Annotated in this window: 16 protein-coding genes; 8 read left to right on the top strand and 8 right to left on the bottom strand. The window is 70.9% G+C overall.

Annotated elements, in window-relative coordinates:
• Positions 1 to 163: 163 nt before the first annotated feature.
• Complete coding sequence (locus ACF1BE_RS17315) at positions 164 to 757, bottom strand: N-acetylmuramoyl-L-alanine amidase (protein ID WP_392199876.1); 594 nt, start codon at positions 755 to 757, stop codon at positions 164 to 166.
• A gap of 305 nt (positions 758 to 1,062) precedes the next feature.
• Here ACF1BE_RS17315 and ACF1BE_RS17320 point away from each other — a divergent pair, with 305 nt between their 5' ends.
• From ACF1BE_RS17320 to ACF1BE_RS17335, 4 genes are all read left to right on the top strand, one after another.
• Complete coding sequence (locus ACF1BE_RS17320; RefSeq protein ID WP_392199877.1) at positions 1,063 to 2,469, top strand: family 2B encapsulin nanocompartment shell protein; 1,407 nt, start codon at positions 1,063 to 1,065, stop codon at positions 2,467 to 2,469.
• Positions 2,470 to 2,581: 112 nt separating this feature from the next.
• Positions 2,582 to 3,727: a family 2 encapsulin nanocompartment cargo protein polyprenyl transferase gene (locus tag ACF1BE_RS17325; RefSeq protein WP_392199878.1), complete on the top strand. Its 1,146-nt coding sequence runs from the start codon at positions 2,582 to 2,584 to the stop codon at positions 3,725 to 3,727.
• 354 nt (positions 3,728 to 4,081) lie between these two features.
• A complete protein-coding gene (locus tag ACF1BE_RS17330) occupies positions 4,082 to 4,312 on the top strand; it encodes a hypothetical protein (RefSeq protein ID WP_392199879.1) in 231 nt (76 codons plus the stop codon).
• A gap of 36 nt (positions 4,313 to 4,348) precedes the next feature.
• On the top strand, positions 4,349 to 4,681 hold the full coding sequence (locus ACF1BE_RS17335) for a DUF952 domain-containing protein (protein ID WP_392199880.1): 333 nt from the start codon (positions 4,349 to 4,351) through the stop codon (positions 4,679 to 4,681).
• Positions 4,682 to 4,862: 181 nt separating this feature from the next.
• On the opposite strand, the gene ACF1BE_RS17340 is transcribed toward ACF1BE_RS17335, so the two are convergent.
• The 3 genes from ACF1BE_RS17340 to sodN form a co-directional block, all read right to left on the bottom strand.
• On the bottom strand, positions 4,863 to 5,279 hold the full coding sequence (locus ACF1BE_RS17340) for a VOC family protein (RefSeq protein WP_392199881.1): 417 nt from the start codon (positions 5,277 to 5,279) through the stop codon (positions 4,863 to 4,865).
• A 34-nt stretch (positions 5,280 to 5,313) separates the two neighbouring features.
• A complete protein-coding gene (locus ACF1BE_RS17345; protein WP_121786983.1) occupies positions 5,314 to 5,715 on the bottom strand; it encodes a helix-turn-helix transcriptional regulator in 402 nt (133 codons plus the stop codon).
• Positions 5,716 to 5,875: 160 nt separating this feature from the next.
• Positions 5,876 to 6,271: a superoxide dismutase, Ni gene (gene sodN / locus ACF1BE_RS17350; protein ID WP_392199882.1), complete on the bottom strand. Its 396-nt coding sequence runs from the start codon at positions 6,269 to 6,271 to the stop codon at positions 5,876 to 5,878.
• Between the two features lie 145 nt (positions 6,272 to 6,416).
• On the opposite strand from sodN, the gene sodX reads away from it, so the two are divergent.
• A complete protein-coding gene (sodX, locus tag ACF1BE_RS17355) occupies positions 6,417 to 6,851 on the top strand; it encodes a nickel-type superoxide dismutase maturation protease (protein WP_392200048.1) in 435 nt (144 codons plus the stop codon).
• Here the strand turns inward: sodX and ACF1BE_RS17360 are convergent.
• Complete coding sequence (locus ACF1BE_RS17360; protein ID WP_392199883.1) at positions 6,755 to 7,384, bottom strand: CGNR zinc finger domain-containing protein; 630 nt, start codon at positions 7,382 to 7,384, stop codon at positions 6,755 to 6,757. The genes sodX and ACF1BE_RS17360 overlap by 97 nt on opposite strands.
• Positions 7,385 to 7,484: 100 nt before the next feature.
• On the opposite strand from ACF1BE_RS17360, the gene ACF1BE_RS17365 reads away from it, so the two are divergent.
• The gene (locus ACF1BE_RS17365; RefSeq protein ID WP_392199884.1) at positions 7,485 to 8,243 is read left to right on the top strand and encodes a class I SAM-dependent methyltransferase; all 759 of its coding nucleotides are present in this window, start codon (positions 7,485 to 7,487) and stop codon (positions 8,241 to 8,243) included.
• 90 nt (positions 8,244 to 8,333) lie between these two features.
• On the opposite strand, the gene ACF1BE_RS17370 is transcribed toward ACF1BE_RS17365, so the two are convergent.
• From ACF1BE_RS17370 to ACF1BE_RS17380, 3 genes are read right to left on the bottom strand one after another with little or no spacing between them, the layout of a single operon-like run.
• Positions 8,334 to 9,140 carry an amino acid ABC transporter ATP-binding protein gene (locus ACF1BE_RS17370; RefSeq protein WP_392199885.1) on the bottom strand — a complete coding sequence of 269 codons (807 nt, stop codon included), beginning with the start codon at positions 9,138 to 9,140 and terminating at the stop codon, positions 8,334 to 8,336.
• On the bottom strand, positions 9,137 to 10,072 hold the full coding sequence (locus ACF1BE_RS17375) for an amino acid ABC transporter permease (protein ID WP_392199886.1): 936 nt from the start codon (positions 10,070 to 10,072) through the stop codon (positions 9,137 to 9,139). Before ACF1BE_RS17375 ends, ACF1BE_RS17370 begins: the two co-directional genes overlap by 4 nt.
• Before the next feature lie 38 nt (positions 10,073 to 10,110).
• The gene (locus tag ACF1BE_RS17380; RefSeq protein ID WP_392199887.1) at positions 10,111 to 11,070 is read right to left on the bottom strand and encodes an ABC transporter substrate-binding protein; all 960 of its coding nucleotides are present in this window, start codon (positions 11,068 to 11,070) and stop codon (positions 10,111 to 10,113) included.
• A gap of 581 nt (positions 11,071 to 11,651) precedes the next feature.
• On the opposite strand from ACF1BE_RS17380, the gene ACF1BE_RS17385 reads away from it, so the two are divergent.
• Together ACF1BE_RS17385 and ACF1BE_RS17390 are read left to right on the top strand one after the other, a co-directional pair.
• On the top strand, positions 11,652 to 12,875 hold the full coding sequence (locus ACF1BE_RS17385) for an NADP-dependent malic enzyme (protein ID WP_392199888.1): 1,224 nt from the start codon (positions 11,652 to 11,654) through the stop codon (positions 12,873 to 12,875).
• A 230-nt stretch (positions 12,876 to 13,105) separates the two neighbouring features.
• The gene (locus ACF1BE_RS17390; RefSeq protein WP_392199889.1) at positions 13,106 to 14,071 is read left to right on the top strand and encodes a zinc-binding dehydrogenase; all 966 of its coding nucleotides are present in this window, start codon (positions 13,106 to 13,108) and stop codon (positions 14,069 to 14,071) included.
• Positions 14,072 to 14,192 lie beyond the last annotated feature (121 nt).

Genomic DNA, 14,192 nt, shown 5'->3' on the forward strand with positions numbered 1-14,192 from the left:
CTAGGCCCTCTCGTTCGGATCATGCCGGGCTCGCGGGCCCTGGCACCGCGCCTCGCCGCGTTGTCGTCGGTTGCCATGGCTCCGCCATGGCAACCCTCCTCCGCCTTGCGATGCACGGCACCAGAACCCGCTCCCTGATCCGGCCCGATCCGAACGAAAGACCCTAGCCCTTCAGCCGTTCCCGCACCCGCTCCCTCAGCCATGCCATCGTGAACCCCCGGGGATCCACCTTGCCCGGCTGCCACTCCCGGTGCCCGATGACCGACCGTTCCGTCCACCCGTGGTGCCGGCACACCGCCGCGGCGGCCCGTTCGATCGCGTCCAGCTGCGCCTGTGGCCAGGGGTCCTCGCCGTCACCGAGGTTCTCGCACTCGAAGCCGTAGAAGTGCCGGTTGCCGTCGGTGTTCGCCTCGTTGTCCGGCGGTAGCCCCCGCTCGGCGATCACCGCGCGCAGCACCTCGTCGTCGCCGAGCCCGGCGTGGTTGGTGCGGCCGTAGCCGACCAGGTGGACCGTGCCGTCCTTGGTGATCACGCCGTGGCACAGGGGGCCCGGCAGCGCCGGGTAGCCGTCGCGGCACAGCTCCACCGTGCGCGCGCTGCCCTGGGTGACGGTGTGGTGGATCATCACGCCGTGCACGGGACCCCAGGGTCCCTTGTGGTTGCGGTTGTGGTGCTGCCAGTCGCCGACCTCGGCGACGAGGACGCCCCCCGCCCGCAGCGCGTCCAGGAATCCGCTCGCCGACATGGGTGGGGCCATGACCGACTCCTTCCTGCCGTGCCCGTCCGGCCGCCGGTCGCGGCCGATCCGTTCTGCCTGCTTCTACCGAAACCGGACGTCCAGGGACACATCGTTCGTACGCTGTGCGAGCCGATCCGGACAGGCGGTGCATCGAGGGCCACCGGGGAGGGGCGAGGCGGATCCCTCTTTGTGCCCAGTAGTCCGATGATCCATTCCCCCTCTTTCGGGTAATGGTGTGACCACGGAAAGTGATGAGAGGCTCGGACCCGAGACCGGTGCTCCGTGCGACAGGGCGCCGGGCATACATGGGAGGGCATTTCTCTATGTCGGTAGGCGAAGAGGTCCGCACGGATCAGGGCAGGCCGCAGCAGTCCCTCGGGACGGCGGCAGCGCGGAACCTGGCCACCACCACCAAGTCCGTTCCGCAGATGCAGGAGATCAGCTCCCGCTGGGTGCTGCGCACGCTTCCCTGGGTGGACGTCCAGGGCGGTACGTACCGCGTGAACAGGCGGCTGACCTACGCCGTCGGCGACGGCCGCGTCACCTTCGTGAAGACCGGTGACCAGGTGGAGGTCATCCCGGCCGAGCTGGGGGAACTGCCGGCCCTGCGGTCGTACGAGGACGAGGAGGTGCTCACCGAGCTGGCCAGGCGCTGCCGCCGGCGGGACTTCGCGCCGGGCGAGGTGATCACCGACTTCGGGAACCGGACGGAAGAGGTCTACCTGCTCGCCCACGGCAGGGTGTCGAAGGTCGGCACGGGTCCGTACGGCGACGAGGCCGTCCTCGGTGTCCTCGCCGACGGCGCCTACTTCGGCGACCAGGCGCTGGTCGACCCGGACTCCATCTGGGAGTACACGGCCCGCGCCGACACCGCGACCACGGTGCTGATCCTCAGCCGCCAGGATTTCGAGCAGGTCGCCGAGCGCTCGGACACCCTGCGCGAACACCTCGACCAGGTGCGTGCGCTCCCGCGGCAGCGGACCAACAAGTACGGCGAGAAGGAGGTCGAACTCGCGGCCGGCCACTCCGGCGAGCCCGACATCCCGCACACCTTCGTCAACTACGAACCCAGGCCCCGCGAGTACGAGCTGAGCATCGCCCAGACCGTGCTGCGTATCCACTCGCGTGTGGCCGACCTGTACAACCAGCCGATGAACCAGACCGAGCAGCAGCTGCGGCTCACGGTCGAGGCGCTCAAGGAGCGCCAGGAGCACGAGCTGATCAACAACCCGGAGTTCGGTCTGCTCAGCAACTGCGAGTACGACCAGCGGATCCAGCCGCACGACGGCGGGCCGACCCCGGACGACATGGACGAGCTGCTCAGCCGCCGCCGCAGCACCAAACTGTTTCTCGCCCATCCGCGCGCCATCGCCGCGTTCGGGCGCGAGCTGAACAGGCGCGGTCTGGTCCCGGAGACCATCGACATCGGCGGCAACCGCATCCCCACCTGGCGCGGGGTGCCGATCTACCCGTGCAACAAGATCCCGATCAGCGAGGCCCGTACGACCTCCATCCTCGCGATGCGTACGGGCGAGGCCGACCAGGGCGTCATCGGCCTGCGGCAGTCCGGTATCCCGGACGAGATCGAACCGAGCATGTCCGTGCGGTTCATGGGCATCAACGAGCAGGCCGTCATCAAGTACCTGGTGACGGCGTACTACTCGGCCGCCGTCCTGGTGCCCGACGCGCTCGGTGTGCTGGAGAACGTCGAGATCGGCCGGTGGGGGTGACGTCTGCGCACGTCGCGGCCGTGTCCCCGTCGGCGCGGACGGGTAGGCCCCGGGGGTACGCGTCCAGCCGGGCCGGTGACACCGCCCCGCGCGGACCTGGCGAGGGGGATCCATGGCCGAGTTCATGACGGAGACCGGACAGCGTGTCCCCGGTGTGCCGCGTCCCGGCACACAGAGGGAGTCGCCGGTGAGGACAGGGGAGGCCGCCGCCGGTCCGCCCGACGGGCACGAGGCGACGGCACTGCTGGAGCGCACCCGCGCGCTCGTCGACCCCGAGCTGCGCGCGGCCGTCGAGTCACTCCCCGGCTCCATGCGCCGCATCGCGCTCTACCACTTCGGGTGGCAGCAGGCGGACGGCACGCCGGCGGCGGGCAACGCGGGCAAGGCGATGCGGCCCGCGCTCGTCCTCGCGGCCGCAGCCGCGCTCGGTGGACCGGCGGCCCGGGCGGCGGCCGTCCGCGCGGCGGTGGCGGTCGAACTCGTGCACAACTTCACCCTGTTGCACGACGACGTCATGGACCGGGACACCTCCCGGCGGCACCGGCCCACCGCCTGGACCGTGTTCGGCGACGCCGACGCCATCCTCGCCGGGGACGCGATCCAGGCGCTGGCGCTGCGGCTGCTCGCCGAGGATCCGCACCCGGCCGCCGTCCCGGCCGTGGCCCGGCTCGCGAGCTGTGTCGTGGAACTGTGCGCCGGCCAGCACACCGACACCGAACTGGAACGCCGCGCCCCGGACGCGGTCACCCTGGACGAGGTCCTCGTCATGGCTGAGGCCAAGACCGGTGCCCTGCTGGGCTGCGCCTGCGCGCTCGGCGCGCTGTACGCGGGTGGCGGCGAGGACGAGGTGGCCGCGCTGGACGGTTTCGGCCGTCAGGCCGGGCTCGCGTTCCAGCTCATCGACGACGTCATCGGCATATGGGGAGACCCGCGGCGCACCGGCAAGCCGGCCGGTGCCGATCTCGCGGCCCGCAAGAAGTCCCTGCCGGTGGTGGCGGCGCTCACCTCCGGTACCACCGCGGCGGCCGAACTCGCCGCGCTGTACGCGAAGCCGTACCTCGACGCGGAGGCCGAGGCCGGGGAGATCGCGCGGACGGCGCTGGCGGTGGAACGGGCCGGCGGCCGGGACTGGGCGCAGGCCGAGGCGGCCGACCGGATGGCTCGCGCGATGCAGGAACTGGCCCGCGCGGTCCCCGTTCCCGAGGCGGCGGGCGGTCTGCTGGCGCTCGCCGAGTTCGTGACCCGGCGGAACAACTGAGGCTGCCGTCCGGCAGTTCCGCGGAATCCGGAGCCCCCGGACCCGTGCGGCTCCTGACCCCGCACGGTCGTCGGGCCTCCGGCCAGGCGGGCCCCGCACACCCCACAGTGCGCGGGGCCCGCCGCCTTGCCGCGAAACGCCTACCTGGCGAACAAGCGGTTTCGGCACCGTCATCCCGGGCCGGGCCGGCTACGCGGTGGCCTTCCGGGCGGGCCTCACCAGCTCCTAGGGCCCACCTGCGCGAGGTTCGCAGCCGGCCGGAGCGCCGCTGGGCGAGACCGGCTCCGGCAACGGCGCGCTCGTGCGGACGTACGGCAGGAAGCGCTGGGGCCGCCACCGGCCTACCCTGAGGGCATGGACAGCGAACAACCCGTCTGTCCCGTCTGCGGACAGCCCGTCGACACGGTCGTCAGGCGGCACAAGACCCTGGGCGCCTGGGTGCCGGTATGGTCCCCCGGCCCGTGCCACAACCCTGACTGCGCGTCCCGCCCCGACTCCGCCCGGCCAACCGGCGCCACGGCCCGGCCGAGGGGCAGCGGCCGCAAGGGCCCGTCGGCGGCCGGAACGGGGAACAGCGCCGTCTGAGCACGAGGCGGCCCGGGGGCGCCGTAGCGTGGGCGCATGCCGAAACTTCCGCACATCCTGCACGTCACCGAGCGCTCCCTGTGGGAGGCGGCGCGCGAGAGCGGCACCTACGAGATGTCGACCCGCGGCCGCACCCTCCAGGAGGAGGGCTTCATCCACTTCTCCACCCGGGTCCAGCTCCCGCGCATCGCCGGCTTCCTCTACGGCGACTACGACGGCCCGGACGAACTGGTCGTCCTGGTCGTGGACCCCGCCCGGGTCGGGGCGCCCGTGCGGTACGAGGCCGTCGAACCGGGCGGGGAGGAGTTCCCGCACGTGTACGGGCCGGTACCGGTCGCGGCCGTGGTGGACGTGGAGCCCTGGGGGTGAGACGGCAGGGCGTGTGCGCCGCCGCCGGTCATGGCGGTGGGAGGTGACGGCGTGGGCGGTGGCCGTGGCCGTCGGGGGCGGCTGACGCCCGACTCCGGGAGGAGGCCCGGCCGAAGGGCCCGTACGGCTGGGAGAACGCGGACGGTTCCCCGCCCCGGCGGGACCCGACCCGCGCGGGAGTTCAGCGCGTCGGCCGCTCGAGGAAGCGGAGCTGGTTGCCGGCCGGGTCGCGGAACGCGCAGTCGCGGACACCGTACGGCTGGTCCATGGGCTCCTGGAGAACGTCGGCGCCGGACTCCCGTACCCGCTCGTACAGGGCGTCGCAGTCGGGGGTGGTGAAGATGACCCCGCGCAGCAGGCCCTTGGCGAGGAGTTCGTTCAGCGCCTGCTTGTCGGCGGGGGAGGCGTCGGGGCTGGCGTCCGGCGGCTCCAGGACGATCTCCACATCAGGCTGGAGCGGGGAGCCCAGGGTCACCCAGCGCATCCCCTCGAAGCCCACGTCGTTGCGGATCTCCATGCCGAGCACGTCGCGGTAGAAGGCGATGGCCTTGTCGTGGTCGTCCACGGCGATGAAGCACTGCGCGAGTTTCACGTCCATGGGCTCACCCTAGAACCGCCGGCTGCGCCGTGCCTCAGTACAGGCGGCGTCGCGGCCGGGTCAGCCGGCGGGCCACACAGGACGGGATGACCGCGCTCTCCTGGTGGTCGCGGGCCCGGTAGGCGCTCGGCGTCTCGCCGACCAGCTCGGTGAACCGGGAACTGAAGGAGCCGAGCGAGGTGCAGCCGACGGCGAGGCACACCTCGGTCACGGTGAGATCGCCCCGGCGCAGCAGTGTCTTGGCCCGCTCGATGCGTCGGGTCATCAGATAGCTGTACGGCGTCTCCCCGAACGCCTTGCGGAAGCTGCGCTGGAAGTGGCCCGGGGACATCAGGGCGTCGCGGGCCAGACCGGTCATGTCGAGCGGCTCGGCGTACTCACGGTCCATCCGGTCACGCACCCGGCGCAGCCGTCTGAGGTCCTCCAGGGCGGTCATCCCCTCAGCCTCCCACAGCACCGCCGCCGCCCTCCGAGGGGCGGAGAAAAAGACCGCACCCGGTCCGTCGCGGACGCCGTGTGCGGCGCGCTGCGGACCGGGTGCGGACGGGAGGACCGGGCGACGGGAGAACTCCCCGGCCGGTCGGCGTGACCGTGGATCAGGCCTTCTTGGTCTCCCAGAAGATCTTGTCGATCTGCGCGATGTAGTCGAGCGCCTTCTGACCCGTCGCCGGGTCGGTGGACGCCTTGGCGGCCGAGAGGGCCTTCAGGGTGTCGTTGACCAGCTGGTGCAGCTCCGGGTACTTCTCGAAGTGCGGGGCCTTGAAGTAGTCGCTCCAGAGCACGGAGACGTGGTGCTTCGCCAGCTCTGCGCGCTGCTCCTTGATGAGGGTGGCACGCGCCTGGAAGTGAGGGTCGTCGTTACCGGCCATCTTCTCCTGGACGGCCTTCACCGACTCCGCCTCGATGCGGGCCTGGGCCGGGTCGTACACGCCGCAGGGCAGGTCGCAGTGGGCGCTGACCTTGACCTTGGGGGCAAACAGGCGGGAAAGCATGGAGCATTCCTTCCTCGTGATCGTCTTCTCAGGTGCGACATTACTCCCTGAGGAACCGGTTTTCGTGAGTGCCCCCTAGGGCTTAGGACGAAAGTCCAGGGTGAGACTGGGACCGGTGGAGGAACGGACCGGGGAGGTGCCGGGGATGCCGGAGCTGTCGGGGGAGACCGAGCGGGGGAGGACCGTGGCGCCCTTCGGGCTGGCCGAGGTGACCGGCCCGTCCATGGTGCCCACGCTGCGCCACGGGGATCGGCTGCTGGTGCGGTACGGGGCCGCGGTCAGGCCGGGTGACGTCGTGATCCTGCGGCATCCCTTCCAGCAGGACCTGCTGGTCGTCAAGCGGGCCGTGGAACGGCGCGAGGGCGGCTGGTGGGTGCTCGGGGACAACCCGTACGCGGGCGGGGACAGCACCGACTACGGGGTCGTACCGGAGGACCTGGTGCTGGGGAGGGCCTTGCTGCGGTTCCGGCCGCTGCGGACCGGTCAGCGCTCGCCGCTGACGCTGCTGCGCTGGGCGCTCTCGGCGGCGCGGCCCCTGCTGCCCGACCGGTCGGCCTCCAGGCGCTTGCGGGCCCGGTAGGCGGCCACGTTGGCGCGGGTCGCGCAGCGGTCGGAGCAGTAGCGCCGGGAGCGGTTGGTGGAGGTGTCGAGGTAGGCGTTGCGGCACGGGGCCGCCTGGCACAGGCCGAGGCGGTCCACGCCGTACTCGGTGAGGTGGAAGGCCAGGCCCATCGCCGCGATCGCCGCGTACCCGGCGGTGGCGTTGGAGGGGTGGTCGGCCAGGTGCATGTGCCACAGGGGGCGGTCGTCCTCGTCGCGGTGGTCGTGTCCGGAGATCTGGGGGCTGACCGGGAACTCCAGCAGCAGTGAGTTCAGCAGGTCCACGGCCAGCGTCTCGTCGCCGGTGTCGGCGGCCTCGAAGACCGAGCGCAGGCGGCCCCGGACCGAGCGGAAGCGGGTGACGTCGGCGTCGGTGGCGCGACGGGCCGCCGACGCGTTGGCGCCGAAGAGGTCGCGGACGGCCTCGACCGAGGTCAGGCAGTCCCTGCCCCGGGCCGGCTCCTCGGTGTTGACCAGGCGTACGGCGTAATCCGAGTAATAGGCCAGTTCCACTTGTAGTCCTTACGGGCGCGCTTTATCGTCGGGTCTGCGGTCGGGTAACAGCCGATCGTGCTTCCAGGGTATTACGCGAACCGAGGGGAGTCGGGTTTCCATGACCACGGGTACCGGCACGGACTGGGCCGCCTGGCAGGAGAGCTGGGACCGGCAGCAGGAGAGCTACATGCCCGACCGGGAGGAACGCTTCCGGATCATGCTCGACATGGTCGAGGCACTGGTCGGCACGGCCCCGCGCGTGCTGGACCTCGCGTGCGGCACCGGCAGCATCACCGCCCGGCTGCTCCAGCGGTTCCCACGGGCCACCAGCACCGGCGTCGACCTCGACCCGGCGCTGCTCGCGATCGCGCACGGCACGTTCGCGGGCGACGAGCGCGTCTCCCTCGTCACCGCCGACCTGAAGGATCCCGACTGGCCGGCGCGGCTGCCGTACGACTCCTACGACGCCGTTCTGACCGCGACGGCCCTGCACTGGCTGCACAGCGAACCTCTCGCGGCCCTCTACGGTCAGGTCGCGGAGCTGGTCCGCGACGGCGGCGTCCTCATGAACGCCGACCACATGATCGACGACAGTACGCCCCGGATCAACGCGGCCGAGCGCGCCCAGCGCCACGCCCGCATGGATCAGGCCAGGCGGAGCGGGGCCCCGGACTGGGCCGAGTGGTGGCGGCTGGCGGCCGCGGACCCGGTTCTCGCCGAGCCGACCGCCCGCCGCTTCGAGATCTACGGCGAGCACGCGGACGGGGACACGCCGTCGGCCGCCTGGCACGCGCGCGTGCTGCGCGAGAAGGGGTTCGCGGAGGCCCGCGCGGTGTGGTGCTCACCGTCGGACACCCTGCTGCTGGCCCTGAAGTGACAGCCGGCCGGTGACGGCACGGGCGCTGCCGTGGCCGTACAGGGGAGAGGGGCGGTACGGCCATGGCCGTACCGCCCCTCTCCCCTGTGTCTACAGCACCTTGGACAGGAAGGACTGCGTCCGCTCGTGCTGCGGGTTCGTCAGGACCTCCCGCGGATGGCCGGACTCCACCACCACACCGTCGTCCATGAACACCAGGCTGTCGCCCACCTCGCGGGCGAAGCCCATCTCGTGGGTGACGACCACCATCGTCATGCCGGACTCGGCGAGGTCCCGCATGACGTCCAGGACGTCACCGACCAGCTCCGGGTCCAGGGCCGAGGTCGGCTCGTCGAACAGCATCAGCTTCGGGTCCATCGCCAGCGCCCGGGCGATCGCCACGCGCTGCTGCTGGCCGCCGGAGAGCTGTGAGGGGTAGTGCCCGGCCCGGTCGGCCAGGCCCACGCGCTCCAGCAGCTGCACGGCCCGCTCCCGGGCCTGCGTCCTGCCGGCGCCCCGCACCTGCACCGGCGCCTCCATGACGTTGTCAAGCGCCGTCATGTGCGGGAACAGGTTGAAGCGCTGGAAGACCATGCCGATGTCCCGGCGCTTCATGGCGACCTCGCGGTCGCGCAGCTCGTAGAGCTTCTCGCCCTGCTGGCGGTAGCCGACCAGCTCGCCGTCGACGTACAGCCGCCCGGCGTTGATCTTCTCCAGGTGGTTGATGCACCGCAGGAAGGTCGACTTGCCGGAGCCGGAGGGGCCGATGAGGCAGAACACCTCACCCGGCTTCACCTCCAGGTCGATGCCCTTGAGCACCTCCACGTGGCCGAAGGACTTGTGGACGCCCTCCGCCCTGACCATCGGGACGGTGCCCTCGGCGGGGGTGTCCTGCGTCTTGCTCAGCTTGTCGGTCATGCCATGCCACCCTTCGGCCGGCCCAGGGAGAGCATGTTCGTCCTGATCTTCTGCCACGGCGTCGGCGGCAGCTGGCGGCTGGAGCCGCGGGCGTAGTAACGCTCGACGTAGTACTGGCCGACGCTCAGGACCGAGGTCATGATCAGGTACCAGGCCGCGGCGAGGAAGTACATCTCGACCGGGGCGCCGGAGTTCTGGCCGATGTCCTGGGCGTAACGGAACAGTTCGGGATACTGGACGGCCGCCACGAGCGAGGTCGTCTTCAGCATGTTGATCACTTCGTTGCCCGTCGGCGGCACGATCACGCGCATCGCCTGCGGGATGACCACCCGGCGCAGCGTCTTGCTGTGGCTCATGCCGAGGGCGTGGGCCGCCTCGGTCTGGCCCTCGTCCACCGCGAGCAGACCGGCCCGGCAGATCTCGGCCATGTACGCCGCCTCGTTCAGACCCAGGCCGAGCAGCGCCGTCAGCAACGGCGTCATGAAGTTCGACCAGTAGTCCTTGTAGAACGGCATCAGGTTGATGTACTCGAAGACCAGGCCCAGGTTGAACCAGAGGAAGAGCTGGACCAGGACCGGGGTGCCGCGGAAGAACCAGATGTAGAACCAGGCGATCGACGAGGTCACCGGGTTCTTGGACAGCCGCATCACCGCCAGGACGATGCCGCCGACGATGCCGATCACCATGGACAGGACCGTCAGCAGGAGGGTCTTGCCGACGCCGGTCATGATCCGGTCGTCGAAGAAGTAGTCCGGTACCGCGTGCCAGTTGATCCTGCCCTGGCCGAAGGCGTAGATGATCGCGACGAGGATCGCGATCGCGATGACGGCGGAGACGTACCGCCCGTAGTGCCGGACCGGAATGGCCTTGATGGCCTCCGCCCCGGCCGGGGGCGTGCCCTTCGGGTCCGCCGTCTTGTCGATGTCAGTCACGGGTATTGCCTCTCAGTGGCCGCTTGCGCTGACGCGGGTCACTTGCCGCCGTTGATCGCGGACTCCTTGACGGCGCCGTCCTCGGCGCCCCACTTCTCGAGAATCGTCTTGTACTCGCCGTTCTTGATGATCGCGTCCATCGCGGCCTTGAGGGCGTCGCGCAGCTGGGTCTCCTTCTTGGAGACCGCGATGCCGTACGGGGCCGCCTCGACCTGGTCGCCGACGAGCTGGAAGTCCTTGCCGCCGCCCGAGTTCTTGACCGCCCACGCGGCGACCGGGAAGTCGGAGGAGGCCGCGTCCACACCGCCCGAGCGCAGCCGGGTCTGGGACTGCTGGTCGTCGTCGAAGGCCTCGACGTCGAGCTTTTTGCCGGCGGGACACTTCTTGGCCTCCTGCTTGGCCAGGTCCTCCGAGATGGTGCCCCGCTCGACGGCCAGCTTCTTGCCGCACAGGTCCGACCACTTGGTGATGCCGTTGGTGTCGCCCTTGCGGGTGTAGATCGAGACGCCGGCGGACAGGTAGTCGACGAAGTCGACGCCCTCGCCGACCTTCTTGCCCGTGTCCGGGTCGACGCCCTCCTGACGGTTCTTGTTGTCCGTCATCGCCGACATCGCGATGTCGTTGCGGCCCGAGCGCAGACCGGTGAGCAGGGCGTCGAAGGTACCGTTCTCGAACTCGAACGTCACGCCGAGCTGCTTGCCCATGGCCGCCGCCAGGTCCGGGTCCAGGCCGACGACCTTGCCGGAGGAGTCCTTGAACTCCACCGGGGCGTAGGCGATGTCCGAACCGACCCTGATCTTGCCGGCGCTGCGGATGGACTGCGGGAGCTTGTCGGCGAGCGGAGCCGTGCTGGTGGACGCACCGCCGGAGTCCTTGTTCTTGTCCTTGGTCTGGTCACCGCAGCCGGTGAGCAGCAGGGCGCCTGCGACCGCGATCGCACCGGCCGCGGCCAGACGTGAGCGCGCGGCGCTTGTACGACGGGTGGAGCTTGCGGTCATCGTGGTTCCTCCGGCGGATGGGAAGAGTTGCCGATGGGTCGACGGAAACACACACCTTCGGGTGTCGCGACCTCGTGGGTTTACGGCATCTTGCCATTCGGACTACGCCATTCAGGGGCGTCGCTATGTCAAAATCGGATAACGGGTGACCCCCGAACCACATCAGGTCGGTACAACCCCGGTCCATCACCGCCGGATCATCTGCGGGAATCCGGCGTTCCGGCCGGAAAATCTTCGGCGTGTCTCACCATGTGATCACCCCTGCGGCCGCCTCTCCGCCCGGCCCGGCCCGTCGCGCCGGTGGCGCTCCCGCGCCGTCCCCGTGCGGTCGGCCGCCCGTCACCTTCCCGCCGCTTTGCGGTTCCGGGATGTGACCTTGCACCTAATGGACTCGTCGGGGGCGCCGTCCGTCCGGTAAGAAGGTTCTTTACACCCCTCATCCGGGGCTCAGGGCGCGTGTGCGGCGCGCCCGTCGCGTATGTGCTCGTACGTATCCGCAATCGAGCCGTGCGCGGTGCCCGCCCACCCCTCACCAGGAGTGGTCGACCCTCAAACCATGCATAGCTAAGGGGTAAAACAAAGTGGCAGCGGAGATCGTCAATCCTCGCAGCGACAGCGGTACGGGCCAGGACTCAGGGGCGGAGCCCCTCGATTCGTTCGATCCGGTGTTCGCCCTGCACCGCGGTGGCAAGATGGCCGTGCAGGCCACCGTGCCGATCCGCGACAAGGACGACCTTTCCCTCGCGTACACGCCCGGAGTCGCTCGCGTGTGCACCGCGATCGCGGAACAGCCGGAGCTGGTCAACGACTACACATGGAAGTCCAGCGTGGTCGCCGTCGTCACCGACGGCACCGCCGTGCTCGGGCTCGGGGACATCGGTCCCCAGGCCTCCCTCCCCGTGATGGAGGGCAAGGCGATCCTGTTCAAGCAGTTCGGCGGCGTCGACGCGGTGCCGATCGCGCTCGACTGCACCGACGTGGACGACATCGTCGAGACCGTCGTCCGGCTCGCCCCGTCCTTCGGCGGAGTGAACCTGGAGGACATCTCGGCGCCCCGGTGCTTCGAGATCGAGCGCCGGCTCCAGGAGCGACTGGACATCCCGGTCTTCCACGACGACCAGCACGGTACGGCCGTCGTGACGCTCGCCGCGCTGCGCAACGCGGCCCGGCTCAGCCGACGCGAGATCGGACAGCTGCGGGTCGTCATCTCGGGCGCCGGCGCGGCCGGTGTCGCCATCGCCCGGATGCTGGTCGAGGCCGGCATCGGGGACGTGGCCGTGGCGGACCGCAAGGGCGTCGTGTCGGCCGACCGGGCGGACCTGACCCCGGTCAAGCGCGAGCTGGCCTCCTTCACGAACAAGGCCGGCCTCACCGGCTCGCTCGAGGACGCCCTCGCGGGCGCGGACGTCTTCGTCGGCGTCTCCGGCGGCACGGTCGCGGAGGAAGCCGTCGCCTCCATGGCGCAGGGCGCCTTCGTCTTCGCGATGGCCAACCCCAACCCCGAGGTGCACCCGGACGTGGCGCACAAGTACGCGGCGGTCGTCGCCACCGGACGCTCGGACTTCCCGAACCAGATCAACAACGTGCTGGCCTTCCCCGGGATCTTCGCGGGCGCGCTCCAGGTGCGGGCCACGCGGATCACCGAGGGGATGAAGATCGCCGCCGCCGAGGCGCTGGCCGCCGTGGTGGGGGACGACCTCGCCCCCGACTACGTGATCCCGTCCCCGTTCGACGAGCGGGTCGCTCCGGCCGTGACCGCGGCGGTCGCGGCTGCCGCGCGCGCCGAGGGTGTCGCCCGCGGGTGACGTCGCGCTGAACGGCCCCGCCTGTCCGGGCGGGGCCGTTCTCTCTGCCCCGTTCTCCTGCCCGTTCCTCCGCCCGACTGCGCGCCCGACTGCGCGCCCGGACGGGTGACGGCGCGGCGCTGTCGGGCCCGTGCCGCGCCCTGCGCCGCACGGGTGCCGTCGCGCAAGAGGGCATGTGTCACAGGCGGCCCTGGTTCCGCCGGCTGCACCGGGCACCTATCGTCGGCAGCATGTTCGCTGTCTACGCCGCCCGAATCGACCGCGACCAGCCGCTCACCGGCCTCGAGTTGGGGGAGCGTCCGGCTCCCGAGGCCCGTCCCGGCTGGAGCACCATCACCGTACGGGCCGCTTCCCTCAACCACCATGACCTCTGGTCCCTGCGGGGCGTCGGCCTGCCGGAGGGCCGGCTGCCGATGATCCTCGGCTGTGACGCCGCCGGGATCGACGAGGACGGCAACGAGGTCGTCCTGCACTCCGTCATCGGCCAGACCGGCCACGGCGTCGGCCCGGACGAGCCGCGTTCCATCCTCACCGAGCGCTACCAGGGCACCTTCGCCGAGCAGGTCGCCGTGCCGGCCTGGAACGTCTTGCCGAAGCCCAGGGAGCTGTCCTTCGCCGAGGCCGCCTGTCTGCCGACCGCCTGGCTGACCGCGTACCGGATGCTGTTCACCAACGCCGGGGTACGGCCCGGTGACTCGGTCCTCGTGCAGGGCGCGGGCGGCGGTGTGGCCACGGCCGCGATCATCCTCGGCAAGGCGGCCGGGCTGCGGGTCTTCGCGACCAGCCGGGACGAGGCGAAGCGGAAGCGTGCTCTGGAACTCGGGGCCGTGGAGGCCGTCGAGCCCGGGGCCCGGCTGCCGCAGCGGGTGGACGCCGTCATCGAGACCGTCGGCGCCGCCACCTGGTCCCACTCGGTGAAGTCCCTGCGGCCCGGCGGCACGCTCGTCATCTCCGGTGCCACCAGCGGGGACCGGCCCTCGCATGCCGAACTGACCCGCATCTTCTTCCTGGAGCTGAAGGTCGTCGGCTCGACCATGGGCACCAAGGACGAGCTGGAGGATCTGCTCTCCTTCTGCGCCGCGACCGGTGTACGGCCCGTCATCGACGAGGAGCTGCCGCTGGACCGGGCCCGCGAGGGCTTCGAGCGGCTCGCGTCCGGGGAGCAGTTCGGGAAGATCGTGCTGACCAACTCCTGAGCCGGCGGGGCTGCCCGGCCGAGAGGCGGGTCCGGTCACCGGGCTCGCCTCTTCCGTCGGCCGGAGCAGGCCCGCCTCCTGTGAGGGCCGGGCGGCGGGGCCTGTCTCGTCCGCCGGCCGG

The sequence above is a fragment of the Streptomyces sp. NPDC014991 genome (genome assembly GCF_043080665.1).
In the GTDB taxonomy this organism is placed as follows: Bacteria; Actinomycetota; Actinomycetes; order Streptomycetales; family Streptomycetaceae; genus Streptomyces.